The sequence below is a fragment of the Agrobacterium sp. P15N1-A genome, from assembly GCF_044626815.1.
Lineage (GTDB): Bacteria > Pseudomonadota > Alphaproteobacteria > Rhizobiales > Rhizobiaceae > Agrobacterium > Agrobacterium leguminum.
Window position 1 is genome coordinate 613246 of sequence record NZ_JBIUPF010000002.1, and the last position, 22345, is coordinate 635590.

At 59.9% G+C, this 22345-nt stretch carries 22 protein-coding genes and 1 tRNA gene; 8 read left to right on the plus strand and 15 right to left on the minus strand.

The genetic code is table 11. The features are described from left to right. The 3 genes from ACIK7D_RS10930 to ACIK7D_RS10940 all read left to right on the plus strand — a co-directional run bounded on the left by ACIK7D_RS10930 (position 1) and on the right by ACIK7D_RS10940 (position 1640). Entirely contained in the window at positions 1-597 is a 597-nt protein-coding gene (locus ACIK7D_RS10930) for a class I SAM-dependent methyltransferase (protein ID WP_400156283.1), read from the plus strand. A gap of 117 nt (positions 598-714) precedes the next feature. Next, entirely contained in the window at positions 715-1179 is a 465-nt protein-coding gene (locus ACIK7D_RS10935) for a GNAT family N-acetyltransferase (RefSeq protein ID WP_400156284.1), read from the plus strand. Positions 1180-1229: 50 nt separating this feature from the next. Beyond that, positions 1230-1640 carry a VOC family protein gene (locus tag ACIK7D_RS10940; RefSeq protein WP_400156285.1) on the plus strand — a complete coding sequence of 137 codons (411 nt, stop codon included), beginning with the start codon at positions 1230-1232 and terminating at the stop codon, positions 1638-1640. Positions 1641-1841: 201 nt separating this feature from the next. Here ACIK7D_RS10940 and araD1 read toward each other — a convergent pair whose 3' ends face one another. The 4 genes from araD1 to chvE form a co-directional block, all read right to left on the minus strand. Then, positions 1842-2837, minus strand: a complete 996-nt coding sequence (araD1, locus tag ACIK7D_RS10945; RefSeq protein WP_149741145.1) for a 2-keto-3-deoxy-L-arabinonate dehydratase AraD1 — start codon at positions 2835-2837, stop codon at positions 1842-1844. A 119-nt stretch (positions 2838-2956) separates the two neighbouring features. Then, a complete protein-coding gene (gguB, locus tag ACIK7D_RS10950) occupies positions 2957-4153 on the minus strand; it encodes a sugar ABC transporter permease GguB (RefSeq protein WP_020810904.1) in 1197 nt (398 codons plus the stop codon). Beyond that, positions 4150-5688 (minus strand): sugar ABC transporter ATP-binding protein GguA, encoded by a 1539-nt coding sequence (gene gguA, locus ACIK7D_RS10955; protein WP_400156286.1) that lies wholly within the window; start codon positions 5686-5688, stop codon positions 4150-4152. The genes gguB and gguA overlap by 4 nt, the downstream gene beginning before the upstream one ends. A gap of 90 nt (positions 5689-5778) precedes the next feature. Then, positions 5779-6843, minus strand: coding sequence for a sugar ABC transporter substrate-binding protein ChvE (gene chvE / locus ACIK7D_RS10960; RefSeq protein WP_003520542.1), 1065 nt, complete (start codon positions 6841-6843; stop codon positions 5779-5781). 255 nt (positions 6844-7098) lie between these two features. Here chvE and ACIK7D_RS10965 point away from each other — a divergent pair, with 255 nt between their 5' ends. Then, positions 7099-8103, plus strand: coding sequence for a LysR family transcriptional regulator (locus ACIK7D_RS10965; RefSeq protein ID WP_020808912.1), 1005 nt, complete (start codon positions 7099-7101; stop codon positions 8101-8103). A 71-nt stretch (positions 8104-8174) separates the two neighbouring features. Beyond that, on the plus strand, positions 8175-8657 hold the full coding sequence (locus tag ACIK7D_RS10970) for a hypothetical protein (RefSeq protein ID WP_400156287.1): 483 nt from the start codon (positions 8175-8177) through the stop codon (positions 8655-8657). A 55-nt stretch (positions 8658-8712) separates the two neighbouring features. Here the strand turns inward: ACIK7D_RS10970 and ACIK7D_RS10975 are convergent, their stop codons facing one another. Continuing rightward, positions 8713-8976, minus strand: a complete 264-nt coding sequence (locus ACIK7D_RS10975) for a hypothetical protein (protein WP_107341334.1) — start codon at positions 8974-8976, stop codon at positions 8713-8715. A 258-nt stretch (positions 8977-9234) separates the two neighbouring features. Further along, a complete protein-coding gene (locus tag ACIK7D_RS10980; protein ID WP_003520548.1) occupies positions 9235-9741 on the minus strand; it encodes a MarR family winged helix-turn-helix transcriptional regulator in 507 nt (168 codons plus the stop codon). A 520-nt stretch (positions 9742-10261) separates the two neighbouring features. Between ACIK7D_RS10980 and ACIK7D_RS10985 the strand changes: the two genes are divergently transcribed. Together ACIK7D_RS10985 and ACIK7D_RS10990 are read left to right on the plus strand one after the other, a co-directional pair. Then, positions 10262-10338 (plus strand) — tRNA-Arg (locus ACIK7D_RS10985). A gap of 397 nt (positions 10339-10735) precedes the next feature. Continuing rightward, the gene (locus ACIK7D_RS10990) at positions 10736-10885 is read left to right on the plus strand and encodes a hypothetical protein (protein WP_175422020.1); all 150 of its coding nucleotides are present in this window, start codon (positions 10736-10738) and stop codon (positions 10883-10885) included. A gap of 53 nt (positions 10886-10938) precedes the next feature. On the opposite strand, the gene ACIK7D_RS10995 is transcribed toward ACIK7D_RS10990, so the two are convergent. The 9 genes from ACIK7D_RS10995 to uppW form a co-directional block, all read right to left on the minus strand. Continuing rightward, on the minus strand, positions 10939-12885 hold the full coding sequence (locus ACIK7D_RS10995) for a methyl-accepting chemotaxis protein (protein ID WP_400156288.1): 1947 nt from the start codon (positions 12883-12885) through the stop codon (positions 10939-10941). Between the two features lie 382 nt (positions 12886-13267). Further along, complete coding sequence (locus ACIK7D_RS11000; RefSeq protein WP_174025383.1) at positions 13268-14470, minus strand: MFS transporter; 1203 nt, start codon at positions 14468-14470, stop codon at positions 13268-13270. A gap of 1 nt (position 14471) precedes the next feature. Then, the gene (locus tag ACIK7D_RS11005; RefSeq protein WP_262533666.1) at positions 14472-15044 is read right to left on the minus strand and encodes an NADPH-dependent FMN reductase; all 573 of its coding nucleotides are present in this window, start codon (positions 15042-15044) and stop codon (positions 14472-14474) included. A 130-nt stretch (positions 15045-15174) separates the two neighbouring features. Continuing rightward, positions 15175-16086, minus strand: coding sequence for a homocysteine S-methyltransferase family protein (locus ACIK7D_RS11010; RefSeq protein ID WP_400156289.1), 912 nt, complete (start codon positions 16084-16086; stop codon positions 15175-15177). A 19-nt stretch (positions 16087-16105) separates the two neighbouring features. Beyond that, positions 16106-16795: an ABC transporter permease gene (locus ACIK7D_RS11015; RefSeq protein WP_080815995.1), complete on the minus strand. Its 690-nt coding sequence runs from the start codon at positions 16793-16795 to the stop codon at positions 16106-16108. A gap of 12 nt (positions 16796-16807) precedes the next feature. Beyond that, the gene (locus ACIK7D_RS11020; protein WP_035262440.1) at positions 16808-17530 is read right to left on the minus strand and encodes an ABC transporter permease; all 723 of its coding nucleotides are present in this window, start codon (positions 17528-17530) and stop codon (positions 16808-16810) included. 22 nt (positions 17531-17552) lie between these two features. Beyond that, complete coding sequence (locus tag ACIK7D_RS11025) at positions 17553-18323, minus strand: transporter substrate-binding domain-containing protein (RefSeq protein ID WP_080815993.1); 771 nt, start codon at positions 18321-18323, stop codon at positions 17553-17555. Positions 18324-18363: 40 nt separating this feature from the next. After that, positions 18364-19143, minus strand: a complete 780-nt coding sequence (locus tag ACIK7D_RS11030; protein WP_400156290.1) for an ABC transporter ATP-binding protein — start codon at positions 19141-19143, stop codon at positions 18364-18366. 174 nt (positions 19144-19317) lie between these two features. Beyond that, positions 19318-20688 carry a Wzy-type polysaccharide biosynthesis protein UppW gene (uppW, locus tag ACIK7D_RS11035; protein ID WP_400156291.1) on the minus strand — a complete coding sequence of 457 codons (1371 nt, stop codon included), beginning with the start codon at positions 20686-20688 and terminating at the stop codon, positions 19318-19320. A 545-nt stretch (positions 20689-21233) separates the two neighbouring features. On the opposite strand from uppW, the gene ACIK7D_RS11040 reads away from it, so the two are divergent. Then, positions 21234-22304, plus strand: a complete 1071-nt coding sequence (locus ACIK7D_RS11040) for a GNAT family N-acetyltransferase (RefSeq protein ID WP_400156393.1) — start codon at positions 21234-21236, stop codon at positions 22302-22304. The last annotated feature ends 41 nt before the right edge of the window (positions 22305-22345 follow it).

Below are 22345 nucleotides of genomic sequence, written 5' to 3' on the forward strand. Positions count from 1 at the left end.
ATGGCCGGCAGGGACGACGACACAATCGGCTTTTATACGGGTAACGCCGCGGCCTACACCTCGCGTGGACAGGCGGCGGATCGCCCGCATCTGGAAACATTCCTGAAGCGGCTGCAAGAGGGTGCAAGCATTCTCGAACTGGGTTGCGGCGGCGGGCAGGACAGCGAATTCATGCTGGCCGCCGGTTACGATGTCCACCCCACCGACGGAACGCCTGAAATCGCCAAAGCGGCTCAAGCCCGGCTCGGCATTCCCGTCCGGACTTTGCTGTTCGAGAATATCGATGAGAGCGCGCGATATGACGGCGTCTGGGCCAATGCTTGCCTGCTGCATGTGCCCCGCCCTGCCCTGCCGGGCATTATCGGCCGCATACACATCGCGCTGAGGAAGGGCGGCATTTTTTATGCCAGCTTCAAGGCGGGAGAAGCGGAAGGCCGCGACATGTTCGGCCGCTATTACAATTACCCTTCGAAACCCTGGCTGGAAGACGCTTACGGACAGTTTGACTGGGCGGCGGTGGAGATCGAGGCAAGGCAGGGCAGCGGTTACGACCAGCTCCCGACCGCATGGCTGCATGTGACGGCAACGAAACCCTGATCCAGCGCGACAACTTGGCGGTTGCGAAACCCCGTCCCACCCGGTTTAATCCCCGCATCGATTTGAAAGCATGATCCGGCTTCAGCCTGCGGGAGGAAAGCCGGCCGGGAGACGGCCTTGTACAGCATTTCCGACTATCGCGACTGCCAGTCGCATGGCCCCGTCATCGCCGAACGGGTCTGGACGGCATGGTGGCAGGATAGCGGCCTTCAGGTGGGCGACGTCGCCGAGCACCTGAAGGACATGACCAACCCCCATACGTTGCCCACCGGCTTTGTAGCCTATGACAACGGCGCTTATGTCGGCTCCGCCTTCCTCATCCATTGCGACCTGGAGGAGCGGCCGCAATATCTGCCCTGGGTCGCAGCCCTCTGGGTGGAGGAAGACCGTAGGCGCTCGGGCGTGGCGCGAGCCTTGATGCAGGCCGCGACGCAAAGGGCGGCCGAACTTGGCCACGAGACCAGCTATCTCTGCTGCCAGCCGAGTCTCGAAGCCTATTATGTCAACTGCGGCTGGACCGTTCTGGAACGTGGCGTCGGCAAACACGACCTGACGGTGCTGACCTATACAACAGGCAAATAGGTTTCCGCCGCGATCCGCCGCCGGAAACCCCTGAAACGCCGGGAGGAACCATGCGACCGCCAGCCGCCATTATGGAAACCGCGCTCTACGCCGACGATCTCGACGCCGCCGAAGCCTTTTACCGGGATGTCTTCGGGCTGGAAGTGGTGCGCAGGCTGCCGGGGCAATTCATCTTCTTCCGATGCGGGCAGCAGATGCTGCTGATCTTCGACCCCGAGCAATCCCGCCGGGCCGACCCCGACAATCCGATCCCCCGTCACGGCGCGGTGGGGCAAGGCCATTTCTGCTTTTACGCCAGGGACAAGTCGGAGGTGGACGGCTGGAAGGCGCGCTTCGAAGCGCTCGGAATTCCCGTCGAACATTATCACCGCTGGCCGAATGACAGCTATTCCGTCTATATCCGCGATCCGGCGGGTAATTCGGTGGAGGTTGGGGAAGGCAAACTGTGGGGGATTGAGTAAGGCGAGCGTCTGAAAGTTGCCTGACGCACAGAGGGGCAAGGGGATGAAAGAGCTATCATCTGGCGTCATCCTCGGGCTTGTCCCGAGGATCTATCCACGTCGCGTAAAATCAATCGGTCGCAGATTCTCGGGACAAGCCCGAGGATGACGTCGAGGGAGGGATGACCCACCCCCGACTATTTTTTACGCGCAGTCCGCAGATCAGATCTGGCGAACGGTGATCTCTTCTTCCGCATCCACGGCCAGCGGGTTCTTCAGCGGCAGGCCGAAGCCGGCGGCTTCGATCTCGAAGACGTCGCCCGCTTCCGGCTTGATGCCTTCTGCGAAGGAGAGCGTCGCAGTGCCGAACATGTGCACATGCACGTCGCCGGGCGCGCGGAACAGGCCGTATTTGAAGTGGTGATATTCGAGATTCGCGAAGGTATGGGACATGTTGTCCTCACCCGAAACGAACGGCTTTTCGAAGATGACCTTGTCGCCGCGGCGGATGCGCGAGGTGCCGCGAATATCGGACGGCGGAGCGCCGACGCGGATTTCCGGGCCGAAGCTTGCCGGGCGCAGCTTGGAATGGGCGAGATAGAGATAGTTGATCCGCTCGGTGACGTGATCGGAAAACTCGTTCGAGACGGCAAAGCCGATCCGCACCGCCTCACCCTTGTCGGAGATCACGTAGATGCCGGCCATCTCAGGCTCTTCGCCGCCATCGAGCGCGAAGGACGGAGAGGTGAGCGCCGCCCCCGGTGCTGCCGCCACATGGCCGTTGCCCTTGTAGAACCATTCGGGCTGAACGCCCTTTTCACCGGCCTTGGGCTTGCCGTTTTCGAGACCCATGCGGAACATCTTCATGGAGTCCGTCAGGCTTTCTTCCGCCGCTTCCGTGGTCTTCTTGTGCATGCTGTCGCGGGTCGCGGCCGAACCCAGATGGGTAAGGCCAGTGCCGGTCAGATGCAGATGCGCCGGATCGGGATGGGTGATCGGCGGCAGGAAACGGCCTTCGGCATAGGCCTTTTCGAGATCGACGGCATCGCCGAGACCATGCGCGGAAATGACATCGGCAAGGCTCTTGCCGCCATTGGCGGCTTCCATGGCGAGCGCATAAACCGACGCCGCGCCCTTGACGGCCTGCGCCTGCCCGCCCTCTTCGCGAACCGCTACGGTGATCTTGCCACTGGCATCCTTGATCTGTGAAATAAGCACGGGATTTCCTTCCTCCGGCGCAACGCGCCTTGTCTCTTCTAAGCGGCGCATAACGCCTGCACCTTATGAAAGTGGCCGGAAACCGGCCACTTTTTTGACTTGCTATGTGGGTTGGGCAATCAGCCCTTGTTCTTGTTGTAGACGTCGAAGAACACGGCGGCGAGCAGCACGAGGCCCTTGACCATCTGCTGGAAGTCGATGCCGAGGCCGACGATCGACATGCCGTTGTTCATGACGCCCATGATGAAGGCGCCGATGACCGCACCGGTGATCTTGCCAACGCCGCCGGATGCCGAAGCGCCGCCGATGAAGCAGGCCGCGATGACGTCGAGCTCGAAGCCCACACCCGCCTTCGGCGTCGCCGAGTTGAGGCGTGTCGCGATGATCATGCCGGCAAGGCCGGCCAGCACACCCATGTTGACGAAGGTGAGGAAGCTCAGGCGTTCGGTATTGATACCGGAAAGCTTGGTCGCCTTTTCATTGCCGCCCATCGCATAGATGCGACGGCCGATGGTGGTGCGGCGGGTCACGAAGCTGTAGAGCGCAACGAGAACAAGCATCACGATCAGCACGTTGGGCAGGCCGCGATAGGTGGAAAGCTGGTAGCCGAGGAACAGGATCGCAGCCGAAATCAAAAGGTTCTGGGCGATGAAGAAACCGAAAGGCTCGACATCGATACCGTGCTTCACGTTCACGACGCGACGGCGCCATGCGAGATAGAACAGCACGACGGTAATCAGTACCGTCAGGATCATCGAGGTGGTGTTGAGACCTTCAATGCCGCCGATATCAGGCAGGAAGCCGGTGCTGATGATCTGGAAATCGGTCGGGAACGGACCGATGTTCTTACCGCCGAGCACGAACAGCGTCAGGCCGCGGAACACCAGCATGCCCGCCAGCGTCACGATGAAGGACGGGATGCGGTGGTAAGCGATCCAGTAACCCTGTGCAGCACCGATGATGCCGCCGATGACGAGACAAATCAGCGCCGCAAGGAACGGGTTCATGCCCCATTGCACGGTCAATATGGCCGCTATCGCGCCGACAAAGGCGACGATGGAGCCGACCGACAGGTCGATATGCCCGGCCACGATGACGAGCAGCATGCCCAGCGCCATGATGACGATGAACGAGTTCTGCAGGATGAGGTTGGTCAGGTTCACAGGACGGAACAGGATGCCGCCGGTGTAGAACTGGAAGAAAACCATGATGGCGACGAGCGCGATCAGCATGCCGTATTCGCGGATATTGGCGCGAATATACGACCCGACCGAGACGACGTTACTTTCTTCGTTTGTGGTGTTTGCCGAACTCATGAGTTCTTCTCCCCTGAGCGCATGATAGCGCGCATGATGCTTTCCTGGCTCGCCTCTCCCTTCGGCAATTCAGCGACGATGCGGCCTTCGTTCATGACGTAGATGCGGTCGCAATTGCCGAGCAGTTCGGGCATTTCCGATGAGATCATCAGAACGCCTTTGCCGTCGGCAGCGAGCTGGTTGATGATGGTGTAGATTTCGTATTTCGCGCCGACATCGATACCGCGGGTCGGTTCATCGAGGATCAGCACGTCAGGATTGGAGAACAGCCACTTGGAGAGCACGACCTTCTGCTGGTTGCCGCCCGAAAGATTGACCGTTTCCTGAAAAATCCCCGACGAGCGGATGCGCAGGCGCGTGCGAAAATCGCTCGCCACCTTCATTTCCTTGATGTCGTCGATGATGCTGGCACTCGACACGCCGGCCAGATTGGCAAGCGTGGTATTGTGCAGAATGTTGTCGTTGAGCACGAGACCGAGATGCTTGCGGTCTTCCGTGACATAGGCGAGACCCGCATCGATGGCCTTGCGCACGGTGCTGACATCGACCGGCTTGCCGTCGATCAGCACTTCGCCGCTGATCTTGTGGCCATAGGACTTGCCGAACACGCTCATGGCGAATTCGGTGCGCCCGGCACCCATCAGACCGGCAATGCCGACGACTTCGCCCTTGCGCACGGTAACGTTGATATCGTGCAGAACCTGGCGGTCGCGGTGCTGCTGGTGATAGGCGTTCCAGTTCTTCACTTCGAGAATGGTCTCGCCGATCGGCACGTCGCGCGGCGGATAACGATCCTCGAGATCGCGCCCCACCATGTTGCGGATGATGACATCCTCGCTGATTTCTTCCTGATGACAGTCGAGCGTCTTCACCGTCATGCCGTCGCGCAAAACGGTGATCTGGTCGGCCACCTTGCGCACTTCGTTGAGCTTGTGGGTGATGATGATCGAGGTCATGCCCTGCTTGCGGAATTCCATCAACAGGTTCAAGAGCGCCTCGGAATCGCTTTCGTTGAGCGAAGCCGTCGGCTCATCGAGGATGAGCAACTTCACGCTCTTCGACAGCGCCTTGGCGATTTCGACGAGCTGCTGCTTGCCCACACCGATATCGGTGATCAGTGTCTCCGGCGATTCCTTCAGACCCACCTTCTTTAAAAGTTCGCGGGTACGGTTGAAGGTCTGCTGCCAGTTGATGACGCCGCCCGAAGCGACCTCGTTGCCAAGGAAGATGTTTTCCGCAATCGACAGGAGCGGCACGAGCGCCAGCTCCTGGTGAATGATGATGATACCAATATCTTCACTGTCGTTGATGGCGCGAAAATTCCGCACTGCGCCTTCATAGTGGATTTCGCCCTCATAGGTGCCGGCGGGGTAAACACCGGAAAGGACCTTCATCAAGGTCGACTTCCCCGCGCCGTTCTCACCGACGAGTGCGTGGATCTCACCCTCTTTAACCTTGAGGTTGACGTTCTCAAGCGCTTTCACGCCCGGAAACGTCTTGGTGATGTTCCGCATTTCGAGAATGGTATTGGCCATATCGCAATCCAGCGCCCGATTAATTCCGGCGTTTTTATTTTTATGGAAAAACGGGGATGACGCCAAGCCATCCCCGCATGTGTGTCGAGCTTATTTCAGCTGGTCTTCCTTGTAGTAACCGCCATCGACGAGAACCTGCTTGTAGTTCTCCTTGGTTACTGCAACCGGCTTCAGCAGGTAGGACGGAACGACCTTGACGCCATTTTCATAGGTCTTGGTGTCGTTTACCTCAGGCTCCTTGCCCTGCAGAACGGCGTTGACCATGTTCACGGTCACCTTGGCGAGTTCGCGGGTGTCCTTGAAGATGGTGGAATACTGTTCGCCGGCAATGATCGACTTGACGGAAGGAACTTCAGCGTCCTGACCGGAAACGACCGGCAGCGGCTGGTCCTTCGTGCCATAACCAACGCCCTTCAGCGAGGAGATGATGCCGATGGAGAGACCGTCGTAAGGCGACAGAACGGCGTCAACCTTGGCGTCGGTGTAATAAGCGGACAGCAGGTTGTCCATGCGGGCCTGGGCCGTTGCCGGGTCCCAACGCAGCGTACCGACCTTGTCCATGCCGGTCTGGCCGGACTTCACGACGAGCTTGCCGCTGTCGATGTAAGGCTGGAGAACCGACATCGCGCCGTCATAGAAGAAGAAGGCGTTGTTGTCGTCCGGGGAGCCGCCGAAGAGCTCGATGTTGAACGGACCCTTGCCATCCTTCAGGCCGAGCTTGTCGACGATCGAAGTCGCCTGCAGAACGCCAACCTGGAAGTTGTCGAAGGTGGCGTAGTAGCTGACGTCGCCGCTGTTACGGATCAGGCGGTCATAAGCGATGACCTTGATGCCCTGCTCGCCGGCCTGCTTCAGAACGTCCGACAGCGTCGTGCCGTCGATCGATGCGATCACGAGGACCTTGACGCCCTTGGTGACCATGTTTTCGATCTGGGAAAGCTGGTTCGGAATATCGTCATCGGCATATTGCAGGTCGGTCGTGTAACCGGCTTCCTGAAGCTGCTTCACGATGTTGTTGCCGTCGTCGATCCAGCGTGCGGACGACTTGGTCGGCATGGCGATACCAACGGAACCCTTGTCCTGTGCGAAAGCCGGCACTGCGAAAGAAGCAGCACCGATGGCACAAGCTGCCATCAGCGAAATAATGGACTTCATTAACTCTCTCCCTTGAGCCCTTCTCTGGAGCCCGCATGCTGCGGTGCACCATGAAATTCATGCCGTCAGAGGAAGAAGCCGCATTGCGCTCACCCCGATTTCGCAATTGCGAAATGGAACAGCTGCCGCTCCTCCCCGGCATTCTGCAAATTGTTCTGAATCCATATAACTGTCAAATAGAATAAATCAGTTTCCATATATCAATTATGATATATTAAATCGATACAAAAACCGATGAGGGGTATAAAATCACGAATGAACAACCAAAAAGTGTATGAGCAGGCGCAAACAACGGATGCCCTTTTCGTCTTTGAGGACAACCCTTTGCTGCGGGCCGGATTGAAGATGAGCCACCTGCGCATGCTGGTCATGATCGAGGAGCACGGGCAGGTCAGCGCGGCCGCCGCCGCCATGAACATGACGCAGCCGGCCGCCTCGCGCATGCTCTCGGAAATGGAGGCGATCGTCAAATCACCCCTTTGTCAGCGGGCCTCGCGCGGCGTGGTGCTGACGAAATTCGGCGAGGCGCTGGCGCGGCGGGCACGCACCATATTGCTGGAACTGCGCGAGGCGAGCCGCGAGCTGAACCAGATGAAATCCGGCAGCGGCGGCTCGGTCTATATCGGCGCCGTCACAGCACCTGCGATCAGCCTCGTGGTTCCCGCCATAAGGCGCGCCATGGACACCTATCCCGGCATCGAAATCAACGTGCAGGTGGAAAGCAGCAACGTGCTGGCCCGCGAACTGCTGGCGGCGCGGCACGATTTCATCATCGGCCGCATTCCCGATGATTTCGATCCCGGCCTCTTTTCCATCCATGAAATCGGCATAGAGCGCGCCTGTCTTGTGGTGCGCGAAGGCCACCCGCTGCTTCGCGGCGAGCCCGTGACCCTGCAGGATCTCTCCGGTTACGACTGGGTTTTCCAGCCGCCCGGCGCGCTTTTGCGCAGAACCATGGAGGATGTCTTCCTCACCCACGGCGTCGCCATGCCGCGCAACGTCATCAACACGCCATCCGTGGTGCTCACCCTTGCGCTTGTCTGCAACACGGACGCCATCGCCCCAATCGCGCAGGACATGGCCGAATTCGTTGCGGGGCAGCAGGCGGATATCGGCCGAACCCGGATATTGCCGACGGATTTCGAGCTCGTCGTAAAGCCCTACAGCATCATCACCACCAAGGGCCGCGTCCTGCCACCCAGCGCCCGCCTGCTCTACGATCTGGTTCTGGATGAAAGCCGCAAGCTGACCGGCCCGTGACGGCGGCAAGCCAGACACCACCTTCATGATTCATAAAGGCCGGATAGTCAGACCGGCGAGGGAAAAGCCGCATGCTCTTCGGACAATCCGTTTTCCAGTCGGTCGTCGACAGGCTGAAACACGAAAAAGAAACGGAAGAGGAAGGCGCCGAGCCGCCACCGCCCGCCGGTCACCGCATTGCCGGTTTCAGCTCGGGCTTCGTCATCGATACACATATTGAAACGCCGCCGCCCGCGAACGGCAACCTCGATGCCTATCTCGCCTTCCTGGCCGACCCCGCGCCACTACCCGAACCGGAACCGGAGCCCGAACCGGAACCGATGCCGGCTCATCTCGAAAAGACGTCGCTTGCGGATGTTTCGGCGGAACTGGCGATCCACGACACCGACACGGCCGCAACGCTTGCGGAAAAGCGTCGCGCCTTTGCCCGCCTCAATCATCCCGACCGGGTAAAACCGCAGTTCCGGCACAATGCGACGCTGCGCATGACAGCGGCCAATCTCCTGATCGACCAGGCGATCCGGATGCTGCGGGCGCGGGAGCATTTTCGGTAAAAGTGCCGGACGGCCTTATCTCGCAAAATACATGAAACGAAAGACAGGAGGCGCTTCAGCCCGCATCGTTCTTGTCGGTGGGCGCACTTTCGGCGACAGGTTCATCCGCACCATTTCCGCTTTTGGGAGCATCGCCTGCGGGTTTGAACTTCAGCAGCAATTCATAGGCCGCATAAGCCCCGATGCCGGCAACGATGGTTCCCCAGAAAAACTCGCGATTGACGAATTCGATGACGGCCCACGCGGCGCAAAAGCCGACGATGAGCAACCGGACCCACAGGGGACGATAAAGCGGATGACTCGTATCGATATTCAGCATGGCGTTCCCGTCCCGGGCCTTTCCAGTCGATCGCATGATTGCGGTTCCACACCCAAAGGCGTGAAGATGCTTATGCGTCTTGGCGGTTTCACAGGAAAATTGCAACGCAATTCAGCCCCGCTGCCGATCAGGCTGGCGTGAAAGACCAGCGCAGGAAGACCGTCGCCGATGCCACAGGCAATGGGAAGACGGAACATCTGCGTCACAGGCAGCACCCTGCGGCGGCCCGCGCCCGGATAGCCCCGCTCTCGTCGAAGCTCAGTCCCGCAGGCGTCCGAGCAGCGCCAGAAGCTGATCCCGGGCCTTCTTGCCGCCGATCCTGTCGATCAGCTTTTCCTCACGATCCCGCCAGGTATTGGAAAGCCGGTCGAGAAGGCTGCTGCCCTCCTCCGTCATGTCGAGGAAATGAACGCGCCGGTCCTCTTCCGATTTGCGGCGGACGAGCAGTCCCTTCTCTTCCATGCTGTCGACGATGGCGACGAAATTGGCGCGCTGTATGCCGAGCGCTTCCGCCACATCGCTCTGCTTGAGACCTGGATTGCCGCCGACGATGACGAGAACGGAAAAATCGGCCGGCCGCAATCCCTGCTCCGCCAGCACATCGGCAAAACCGTTTGCCACGGCAAGTTGCGAGTGTCGCAAATGATAGCTGATCGCAGTCGTCAGCAACCCATAGTCGATAGCCGTGATATGCGCCGCTTCCGCGCTGCCGCTTTCGGCCTTTTCCGTCCGCGGCCCGTTGCTGTGTGCCAATCGCAAAGCCATCCGATCCCCCGCCTGATTCGTTCCTTTACCCTGTCGAAATCATAACCGACAACGTCACGAAACTGTATCCCAAATAAATGTAGATGATACTAATATTGTATAATAATTTGACAGTTAATCGCCGGCAAAGCAAACCCGGACTCCGGATCGCCACCCGACGAACAAAAAAAGTATGACTATTTACCCGCCAATTTTGAGGGGATAAAATCGCCTCCCGCGCCGTATTTGAAAGGCGTTGCCCTCATCCGAGGGCCTCTTCGTGAAAGCGGCAAAACAGCGGTCCGGCCCGGCAATAACATACTACTTATAAGGGAAAACCTATTCCGGCAAAAAGACAATACGTCAAACGACGCATCGCCCTGCCACCGCACAAGGGCCCATGACCACCCCAAAGCAGGCACCACGCCGGGCTCCGCCCAAAAACCGGCAACCTTTCGCAAATCTCTGATTTTTAGACATTGATGCGAAAACAAAGCTGGGGTATGAACCAACCGCTGCACGCGATTCAAGCGTGACCGCTGCACCCGTAGCTCAGCTGGATAGAGTGTTGGATTCCGATTCCAAAGGTCGCAGGTTCGAATCCTGCCGGGTGCGCCATATTTCTCAAAGCTTTCAGCGTTTCACGCTATCCCTGAAACAATCACGGGAAGCATGTCGAGAATGAGCTTCAAGAGCTCCGGATGAAGCGAATCGGCGCAGGCTGCGTCAAAAAGACCCTGCCTGAGAGCGTCAAATGACGTTGTTGAAGCAGCAGTTTTGCGATAGCGCTACCCCGGCAGAATGCGTCAGATAATAGACTGGAAATACTCCAATGATGGATTGGGATTGGGTAGATTTCTTCCCTATAGTCTTTCTTCCGTTCAAGATTATCGTGCTGGGTACGGGCATGTACTTCGCCATCAAGTGGCATCACGATCAGGCGAAGAAGGAAAAGGGCCCCAGCGGACCCTAAGTGCCCTGCCGGTCGGGCAGCGAAAAGTTCAGATTTCATCAGATGGATATTTTCGCGCGTGAACCGGTGCCGGTGAACCCCATGGCGATGGTGGCCGATGCGGATTGTATAGCCGTCGCGAAGGCGTTGCGTTTCGCACGGTCGACATCGATTTTGCCGGAACGGCTTTCGCTTGCACCACATCGTCGTTGAACGCCGGCGGGGATGTCTCCCCGCCGAAACGCATGTCGGCAGCCAATCGCGGCTCAGAACTCCTGCCAGTCGCCCTTTGTATCGACGGCGGCATTGCCCGAAAACGCCGAGGCGATCTTGCGGCCCAGTGCACGGACGGGAGAGGCGACATATTTGTCGCTGCCACCGGCGCTACGAACCGGCGCGGGCTGGCTTTTCGGCTGATGGGCGCCGTCGGCGAGCCGGAACTGGGAGAGCAGCTGGTTGAGCGACGCCACTTCCTTGGCAAGGCTATGGCTTGCGGCATTGGTTTCTTCCACCATGGCCGCATTTTTCTGCGTGTCCTGATCCATCTGGTTGACCGCCGTATTGATCTGCTGCAGGCCGGAAGACTGTTCCTGCGCGGCTTCCACGATGGAGACGACGTGCCGGTTGATCTCCTGCACTTCCGAAACGATGGTCGCCAGCGCCTTGCCGGTGTCGCCCACCAGCTGAACGCCCTGCTGCACCTGATCGTTCGAGGTGTTGATCAGCGCCTTGATCTCCTTGGCGGCATGGGCGGAGCGCTGGGCAAGCTCGCGCACTTCCTGTGCGACGACGGCAAAACCCTTGCCGGCCTCACCCGCACGCGCCGCTTCCACACCGGCATTGAGCGCCAGAAGGTTGGTCTGGAAAGCGATCTCGTCGATAACGCCGATGATGTTGCTGATCTCATTGGCGGATTTCGCAATCTGCTCCATGGCGACCACGGCGCGGCGCACCACGTCGCCGGATTGTTCGGCGCCCGCCCTGGCACGGCTGACGATCAGGCCCGCCTCCTGTGCGCGCTTGGTGGAATCCCTGACCGTCGTGGTGATTTCTTCCAGAGCGGCGGCGGTTTCTTCGACAGCCGCGGCCTGCTGCTCGGTGCGCTTGGCCAGATCGTCGGCGGCAGATTTGATCTCGTCCGCACCCGCGCCGATGCCGCTGGCGTTCTGCGCCACCTTGGTCAGGGCCGCCTGCAGCTTTTCGGCGGACATGTTGAAATTGTTGCGAACGGCGTCGAGCGTCGCGGTGAACGGCTGGCCGATGCGATAGGAAACATCGCCTTCCGAAAGCTTCGAGAGACCGGCGGCGAGATTGTCGACGGCGAACTTGACGTCGGCCGCTTCCCTTGCCTTCTGCTGTTCGCGCTCGATCCGGTCTTTCTCCGAGAGGCTGCGATTGGCTTCGGTTTCCTGTTCGAGACGAATGCGCTCGATGGCGTTTTCGCGGAAGACCTGCACGGCCTTCGCCATCTGGCCCACTTCGTCGCGGCGCGCCATGCCGTCGATTTCCGTCGCCGTCTCGCCGCCGGCAAGCGACACCATGCGCTCGCGCAGGCGGGCGATAGGCGTGGTGATGCCACGGGAGGCCACGAACAGCGCCAGAATGATGCCGGCCGCAAAAGCGATGCCGACAACCACCAGCGAAGTGAGGATGGTCGAATTGGTCTGGTCCGTCAGTTCGTCGCTTCCCTCGACGACGCCCTTGGCGAGCTTGTCCAGCAGCGCCGTCAGGGCAACCGAAGTCGCCTGAATGGAGGCGTCCGCCTTAAGCAGCTGGGCAGCGGATTCCTCATTACGGTTTGCCATGCCAAGTTCGACAGCCTTGTCCGTCATGGCGGTTATGGCCTGCGACTGCGCGATGAAGGCGTCCATCGCAGCGGACTCTTCGGGAAAAACAGTCTTCGCATTATTGAGGCGCTGCAGGAGCGCGCCCTTGCTGTCACTGTAGGCCTGCTTGGCGGCCTTTATCTCCGGCCCGTTCACGTCATAAGCCATGACCTGATAGGCGCCATAGGCCAGGGCAACCAGATTTCGGTTGGCGCGCGCGAGCTCCACCAGCGCGGCATTGTCGTTGGCGATAAAGAGCGAGTAGGCCGTGTCCGCTTCCTTGTAGCGGGTGGACATGTAGGCGGCGGCGCCGAGGCCGACGATGCAGAGCGGAAGAATGAGCGACAGGATTTTGGTGCGGATGCTGGCGTTTTGAAGAAAAGACACGGAAAGCCTCACGTCATTGAAAAAAGCCGCTCCTTCCCCGTGCCGGAGGTGTTCGGCAAGACTGACATTGCACGTCGAACGCCCCGATCATCGAGACTTCGCTAGCCGCATCATAGGCTCTGGCCGCATCTGCATCATGCATGCGCCGCAGAAAGCCGCCCGTCCCTTCCAATACGGGGAGGCCGCTCACCACGGTTGGCGCGGCGGCCCGCCAGCAGGCGGGAACGCCAGGCCGAATTCCCTGAAAAAACGGAAGCGAGCGAATTTTCAGCCGTCGCTCCCGGTTTATTTTCCAATAAAATGATTATGATCAAAAACTTTACAATTCCTTCACGCCACGGCGGGCAAAGCACGGGTGTTTTTTGTCCCCGGAGACGGGTCGTCAACCGCCCCCCGCAAAGGGCCGCGCTCTTCGCGTGGCCGCCCATCGCTGCAAGATGGCGGCCATGACGGCAAGTCCGGCCATGGCGGCGAATATCATGGCGATGTCGCGATAGGCGGCGGCAAAACCGAAGCGGGCAATCCATGGCTGGCTTGCCAGCGGCGAGATGAAATGCCCGAGAAACATCGAAGCGGTGACGATGCCGGCGATACGCCCGCGCAGTCTGAGCGGCGCCAGCATGATGGTGGTGGACATGATGCCCGGCATCACCACGCCAAGGCCAAACCCCACCACCGCAAGCGATGACAGCATGGCGACCAGCCCCTCGGCCATGGCAAGCAGCGCAAAACCCGTCGCCATCGACACCAGCCCGGCGGCAATGATGGCGGTCACGCTGGCCCTTGCCCGCAATCGCCCGAAATTGAGCGCCGCCAGCGCCCCGGCCAGATTGAAAATGCCGATGGCGTATCCCGCAATGCTGCCGGAAAACACTCCGAGCTCCCGCAGGAAGAACGGCAATTGCGAGGGAATGGTGTAAAACAGGGCATTGACGAGAAATACCGCCAGCGCCAGCACACCCACCAGCAGCCAGTTGACCGCAAAGTCCTGTTCGCCGCCGGCTTTTATACGGCTGTCGTTCCTCACCGGCTCCGTCAGAAAGAACAGGGCCGCCGGCAGAATGAGCAGGGCGACCGCATAGACCGCGAAGGGCGCACGCCAGTGCAGATCCGCCAGCAAACCGCCCGCCACCACAAAAACCACGCCGCCGATCTGGGTAAAGGCCTGTTGCAGGCCGAGATAACGCTCCCGCGCCGGGCCTTCGAAATAATCGCCCACCAGCGCCGTGCCGATCGTCATGATGGCGCCGATCGCCAGGCCGAGAAAGGCACGCCCGACGAGCAGGCCGGCAAGACTATCGGCAAAAAGGCCGGACATGCCGGAAAGGCTGTAAAGCAGGATCGCGCCGAGCAGCAGCCGCTTGCGGCCGAAGCGATCCGCCAGCACCCCGGCAATGGGCGCGCAGAAAGCCACGAAGACCGAAGGCAGCGTCAGCACCATGCGGCTCATGATATCCACATGCGGCGTCGACAGGAAAGTCTGCTCGATGGCCGGCAGCGAGGGCGCGACCGTGGTTCCGGCCATGATGGTGAGCGTGGCGACGAACAGCAGCGTCACTTTCAAGGCGAAGGGTTTTTCGGCCATCTCACGCCCCCTTGTAAGGCGTTGCGGACCGCGCCTGTTTCAGCGCCCGCGCCCACCAGCCGAGCTTGTTCATCATCGTCTCCAGCGCGCCCGCAGCCGGCGCCCCGGCGTCGAACTGGCCGGCGGCATCGACACGATCCCAGGGATTGGCGAAGCTGACGACATCGCGGATCGTTACCGCATGCAGTTCCGCAAAGACGGGACGAAGCTGCTCGGCGGCGCGGAGCCCCCCGGAAATCCCGCCATAGGATACGAAAGCCACCGGTTTGGCGCCCCATTCGTCATAGGCGGAATCGATCAGCACCTTCAGCGCGCCGGGGTAACTGCGGTTATATTCCGGTGTGACGACGATGAAGGCATCGGCGCCATCGAGGCTTTGCCGAAGCTCCCGCACCGCGGCGCGCTCGGGCGCGTGGTCCTGCGGCAGATCGAGTTCGCGCGGGTCGATGACCGCAAGCTCCAGTCCCGGCCGGGCCTCCAGCCGCTCCAGCAGCCATTTGCCGATGACATCGCAGAAGCGCGGATTGCGGGCGCTGCCGAAGATGATGCGGATGGAAAGTGTATTGTCGCTCATGGAACGTCCTTCAAAAGTGTGTTCCATGTCCTGATAATTCCTCAACTATAGTTGAGGTCAATAGCGGCGCATAAAAAAAGCGGCAGGTTCAAAACCTGCCGCATCCGTCTCTTGCAGTGGCGTGGGGGCTTCAGGCCGCCGTGCGCCGCAGCGCTGTCGCAACCTTGTGGATATGCGCCGCACCGATGCCGCAGCAGCCGCCGATCATGGTCGCGCCAGCATCCGCCCAGGAGCAGGCAAAACGGGAATAGACATCGCCGGTCAGATCCGCGCGCGTGCCATGCAGCCCCTCATTGGCGGCGGAATCGCCCTGCTCGCCCTCGAAGGCATTGGCGTAGACGCCGATTTCCAGCGACACAGCCTTTTCCGCGAAGACGGCGGCGGCCGTCTCGACGGCGGCCTTCATGACTTCCGGCTTGCTGCAATTGAACAGAAGGGCGGCGGCACCCGATTGCGCCGCCCATTCGGCAGCCGCCCTGACCGTTTCACCGGAGCGAAGCGCAGGCTCGCCGCCGGCCGCAGCCGCATCGTCGTTGAGCGTGAAGGAAATCCAGAACGGTTTGCCGGTCGCGACAACGGCCTCGCGCACCGCTTCGCCCTCGGCGATCAGGCTGAGCGTCTCGCCGAGCCAGACATCGACATGAGGCGCAAGATTGTCGACCAGCACCTGCAGATAGGCCTGCACCCGCGTGGCATCGAAATTCTGCGGCTCATAAGAACCGAAGATCGGCGGCAGCGAACCCGCCACCAGCACCTTGCGGCCGGAAGCATCCGCCGCTTCGCGCGCCAGCTTGCCCGAAAGGGCGATCAGCGATGCGCCATCCTTCTGGAAACGCTCTTCGCCAATGTGGAAGGGCACCAGCGCATAAGAATTGGTGGTGACGACATCGGCGCCGGCTTCGATAAATTCCGCATGCACCTGCCGCACGATATCGGGCGCGTCGATAAGCGCCAGCGCCGACCATTCCGGCTGTTTCAGCTCGGCGCCCAGCCGCTGCAATTCGCGGCTCATGCCGCCGTCGAGGATACGGATTGTGCTCATGGTCATACTCCCTGAATGTTTATCGCCTGACCGGCACCTGCTGTTCGACAAGGCCGAAACAGCGGGCGATGATGGCGGTGAGAATGAGATAAAAGACGGTGACGACGATCAGCGGCTCATAGACCAGAAGCGTATCCTGCCGCACCTTGTAGGCGACGGCGTAGAGGTCCATCACCGTCACGGTGAAAGCAAGCGGCGTGGCTTTGAGCTGCATCACCACCTCGCCGGCGATGGTCGGCAGCGCGATGCGGATGGCGCGCGGCAGCCAGATGCGGCGAATGAGGGTGAAACGGCCCATGCCGAACGCCCTGCCCGCCTCCAGCTCGCCTTTCGGCACCGCCAGCAGCGCGCCGCGCAGAACTTCCGCCTCGTAGGCCGCATAATTCAGCGTGAAGCTGACGGCCGCAAAGAAGAACCCTTCGCGCAGCACCGGCCACATAAAACTCTGGCGCAGGCCGGGGATCATCGGCAGAAGCGAGCCGACGCCGTAATAAAGCAGCCAGAGCTGGATGAGCAGCGGCGTGCCCCGGAAGAAGGTGCAATAGGACCGCGCCAGGATTTTCGTCACCCGCCCGCCGCTCACCTGCGCAAACGCAAGCCCGATGGCCAGAAGAAACCCGATGCTGACGGAGATGACGAGCAGCGCCACCGTCTGCCATGCACCCGAAAGAAGCAGCGGCCAATATTTCGCGACCCATGAAAAATCCATGCCGTTCCCTCCTCAGGCCAGGGCCGGCTGGCCGCGCCGCACGCGGCGTTCGAGCAGCGAAAAAACGAGGTTGGAAACGAGCGTGATGGCGAGGTAAAGCAGGGCGGCGGCAAGGAAGAACAGGAAATATTGCTTGGTGCTGGCCCCGGCGAGACGCGTCGCGAGCGCCAGTTCCTGATAACCGACGACCGCCACCAGGGCGCTGTCCTTGGTCACCGCAAGCCAGAGATTGCCGAGCCCCGGCAAGGCGTTCGGCAAAAGCGCCGGCAAAACCACCCGGCGGAACCGTAAGGCCGGCGACATACCGAAGGCGCGCGCCGCCTCGATCTGCCCGCTCGGAATAGCAAGGATCGCCCCGCGCAGCACCTCGGTCATATAGGCCCCCTGCACGAAACCCAGAACCGCAACGGCGGCAACGAAACCGTTCACCTCCAGCGGCGGCATGCCGGCGAGCAGCAGCAGCCGGTTGAGGCCGTCAGTCCCGGCATAATAAAGCCCGACGATGAGGATCAGCTCGGGAACGGCGCGGATCGCGGTGGTATAGAGATTAAGCAGCAGGCCAAGAGGCCTGTTGCCCGAAAGCTTGCCGAGCGCCCCGGCCATGCCGATGGCAAGGCCGATCAGATAGGCGCCGGCGGAAATGGCAAGCGTCGACGCCGCACCCTTCAACAGGGTGCCGCCCCATCCCGGAGGATAGGGAGACAGAAGTTGCAACGTGGTTTCAAGGCTTGCCATATGCGTGACCGATCAGACCGAATTACTGCCCGTAAATATTGAAGCTGAAGTACTTCCTGGTGATCTCGTCATATTTGCCGCTGGCGCGGACGGCGGCGATTGCCGCATTCAGCTTGGCCTTGAGTTCGGTGTCTTCCTTGCGCAGGCCGCCCGAAACGCCGAGACCGAGGATTTCCTTGTCGTCGGCGACATCGCCCATGTCGGCGCAGCAATCCTTGCCGGCATCGCTCTTCACGAAAGCGTCGAGAACGATGGAATCGCCGAAGACGTAGTCGATGCGGCCGGCCGCGAGATCCTGAAATGCCTCGTCCAGCGTCTGGTAGGTCTTCTCATCGGCGACACCGGCGAAATATTTCTTGTAATATTCCGACTGGATGGTGGCCACCTGAATGCCGATGGTCTTGCCCTTGACGTCCTCGGCTGTCGCACCCGCCTTTTCACCCTTGGCGCCGATCAGCTTGCTCGGCGTGTTGTAATATTTATCGGTGAAATCGATGATCTTCTGACGTTCTTCCGTGTTCGACATGGACGACCAGATGACGTCGAATTTTTTCGTCTGCAGCGCCGGGATGAGACCATCCCAGGAGAGCTCCACGATCGAGCATTTTTCCTTCATTTCCGCGCAGACGGCGTCCATGAGATCGATTTCCCAACCCTGCCACTTGCCGCTGGCATCCTTGGCGAAGAAGGGCGGATAGGCCTCGTTCATGATGCCGAAGCGCACGTCGGCGCTGGCCGTGAAGGCGGAAAACGCAAATGCCGTTCCGGCAAGCAGCGTGGCGAAGAATTTCATTCAAGTCTCTCCTGTTAAAACGGATTGTCAGGCAAAAGGGTCAATTGGCAAGCGCGCCGGTAAATTCCCGGCACCGGGCGCTCAAGGGGTTTCCGAACACCTGCGCCGGCGGCCCCGTCTCCTCCACCCGGCCCTGATGCAGAAACACGACCTGAGAGGAAACATCGCGCGCAAAGCGCATTTCATGGGTGACGAGCAGCATGGTGCGGCCTTCCTCGGCCAGATCGCGAATGACCTTCAGCACCTCGCCCACCAGTTCCGGATCGAGCGCCGAAGTGGGCTCGTCGAACAGCATCACCGCCGGCTCCATGCAGAGCGCACGCGCAATGGCGGCGCGCTGCTGCTGCCCGCCGGACAGGAATGCCGGATAGGCGTTTTTCTTGTCATAAAGCCCGACCTTGTTCAGCAGGACTTCGGCCTTTTCAACCGCCTCCTGCCGCCTGACGCCGAGAACATGAACGGGCGCCTCGATGACGTTTTCGATAACCGTGCGATGGGCCCAGAGATTGAAATTCTGGAACACCATGCCAAGCCCGGTGCGCAGTTTCTCCACCTGCCGCCAGCTTTTCGGCACGGCCTTGCCGTCGCGGCCGGTTTTCGTGGCGATTTCCTCGCCATTGACGATGACGCGGCCGCGATCCGGCGTTTCGAGAAAATTCATGCAGCGCAGAAAGGTGCTTTTGCCGGAACCGGAGGACCCGATGATCGAGATGACATCGCCCTTGTGGGCCTGCAAGGAAACGCCCTTCAAAACTTCATGCGTGCCGAAGCTCTTGTGGATGTCATCCGCCTCGAGCGCGCAGGCGCCTGTATCTGCCATCGATTGACCTAGCCGATCCGTTTTTTCAGTGCCGCCACGCCAATAGCCGGGGTTTCGCAGTGCGACGTGCACAATAACAAAGAATTGAGCCGCGCATGTTTAGCGAAAATAGCCGCAGACGCGCGCAACAATCGGCTCTTTTACATATTTGCAACGAAAAATCATTTCAAAATATCATCTGGAGCGAATGACAGGGGAGGCCTGCCCTTGCAGGGACGTCGGGGCGACGCCCGCTCCACCGACGGCTCTCTCCGGTTCCCCCTCCACCTCGTCCTCCACGAGGCTGGCATTGGCCTGAAGATGCAGGCCCATCACGGCCACGATGAGGAAGAACCAGACGAACCCGGTGCTGAGGAAAAACAGCGTTTCCAGAAAGCCGTAGAGCAGCACATAAAGCCACACGCCGACATAGAGCCGCGTCAGCGGACTGTTGCGCGTGGCTTCGTTCATTTTGCCGAGATAGTGCAGCGGCAGGAGATAGATCCACACCATTACCAGCATCAGCCCCGGCACGCCGCCGGCCAGCAGAAGGTCGAAATAACCATTGTGCGAATCCGGCGCGGTCGTCGCCCAGGTATTGTTCTCGGTGAAACTCGACATCAGGGCGTCGCTGCGCCAGAAGGCCTGATAGCCGTATCCCAGGAGCGGGCTTTGACGGATGTAATCGATGGCGACGGTCCAGATATCCCGTCTGCCGGTAAAGCTGGCGTCGAGCCCGAGCTTCGTCAGCATCTGCGAAAAGACGGGATCGACCGTGGTGCCGACGGTCACCAGCGCGAAAACCGCCAGAAACAGGGTCACGACCGGGTAACGCCAGCGCGGCCAGCGCAGTATGAACCAGCCTGTCGCAATGATGATCGGCATCAGCCCGAGCGCGGTCTTGCCGCCCGACTTGACCAGAAAGACCAGCGACAGCAACAGCACCGACAGCCCGCCGATGAAAGACCAGCGCTTGCAGAGATAAATGCCGACGATGATCAACACCGCCATGACCGAGGCGGCTTCGTTCTTATGGCGGAAAACCCCGCGCCAGTCCCCCGCCAGCAGCGGCTCCAGCGCGTCGCTTGCCTGATGGATCGAGCGCGATGGCAGCACGGTGATTCCGAAATAGCACAGGAACAATATGATCAGGGCGCATGTGGCAAGCAGCGTCGTGAAATGCCGCTCGGTGCGCGGCAGTTGCAGGAAGCCGCCGGCAAGCACGCAGATAATGGCGCACATGACCAGCCGCCTCAGCGAAAACAGCGGCGCTTCGCCCGCAAGCGAGGTCAGGACAAACCAGCCGAAAATCGCCGCCATCAGCAGGCGCGGCATGAAGAGGATGGAAAACGACCTTTCCTTCGCCATGAAGGCCAGGAAACTGAAAAACAGGATGATCGCGGTCAACTGGTTGAGCAGGTTGGACCCGGCCGCCATGGCGGAGCCCTGATAGGTCGATGAGAGCGAGATATAGGGCGAAAAGCCGACCGTGAAAAACAGGAACGTCACGTAAAACAACGCGTCCCGCCAATAGCCACGCCCCTGTTCGCCATGCGCTGCATCCATAAGGGGTTTTTCTCTCCCTCTTTCCTGAAGCCACCCGCATCGAGACTCGTGCTTCGCATATTCGATAATACGAATATCCCCCGCAAATCCTATTTTTTAGTTATCCTTCATGCACGGGAAAATAGCACCGCGATTGTGCGCTTTTCCTCCGGAAATCGGAGCCGGGCGACAGGGGACAAAGCCGCCGCTTCTAGAGGCTATACTTCAAAACCCCAAAAAAACATCCACAAAAAATGCTCCATATTTCATCCATCGGTTGCTTACTTAAGTATATTTTGTTAACCTCAAATAATGCAGCGACATTAAATTAATGTGTTGATATAAAACAATTTTATATCTTATTGAACATTTCACATCCCACCGGATTTCGGGTTTTATATCTATATTAAGACATTCAAATATACGCTGCCTATGGTTGATTTCGTCAATGCGTAAAAAGGTGGGGGCCGACGGTGGACGTTCCGATACACACCCATATGGACGATGGCGACAGCGGTCACTTGACACAACGCCCGGTTCAAATCGGTGTGTCCGGCATCCGCCCCATGCGCAGGGAAGACGTTCCGGCTGTCGAAGCCGTGCTCAACAGCGCTTTCAGGAAAACCGGGCAGGAGCGGAACTTCGATTTCGGCTCCTATATCGAAAAACTGTTTTTCGGCAGTCCCGCCTTCAGTCCGGAAAACGGCAGCGTTGTCTACGATGCCGGGGAAAACGGGGTCACCAGCGTCATCCTCGCCGTACCCATGCGCTTCGTTGCGAATGGAAAAACCATCACCGCAAGGCTGCTCTGCGCCTTCGCATCGGACGGCAAACGCGGCGCGCTTGGCGCGGCGCGCCTGTCCCGCGGCATGCGGGCCTCCAAACACGACATGTTGTTCTCGGATACGGCTTCACCCGTCAGCGCCGATCACTGGGTGGCGACCGGCGGCAACATGCTGCCGATTGAAAGCCTGCAATGGCACAAGGCGCTCAAGCCTTTCTGCACCATCGCGCTGCGCATGCCGCGCCGTTCGAAACTGGCAAAGACCACGCTGGCGCTCGCCGCGCTCGGATTTGTGGATGGAATCCTGCGACGGTGGAAAAAGGGTCTGAGACCGCAGGAGGCTGCCGGCGCTACGGTGAAAACCGTGGATTACGAAACCTTCCGCCGCAGGGCGCTCGCGATGATCGAGCGTTTTTCCATTCGCCCGGAATGGTCTCACGAGGAATTCCACTGGCTGATAGAGATGAGCAGGGCCAATGAAAGCCTCGGTGAGCTGAAAGGCGTGGTGATCGAGAATGCCGAAGGCCATGCCATGGGTGCCGCGCTGTTTTTCGGCCAGCGGGGGAAAACGGCCTATGTGCTCAATCTCGTCTGCGATGCCGGTTGCGAAAACGATGTGCTCAACACCCTGTTCCGCCATTTCGATGACGAGAACTATGCCCATGTCACCGGCATGGCGCAGCCCTTTCTCATCAACGCGCTTTACCGCCAGAACCACATGAGCTTCCGCCATGACGGTTATTTCTGCATGGCGACGCGCGATGACGCACTGCGGGAAAGGGCGCTGGCCGGCGATATCTATATTGGCGGACTTTGCTCGGAGAGCTGGAGCAAGCTCATCACCGACTATTGAGCCTCCCGCCCCGCCTCGAGACGGAAGACGGATCGAAACCC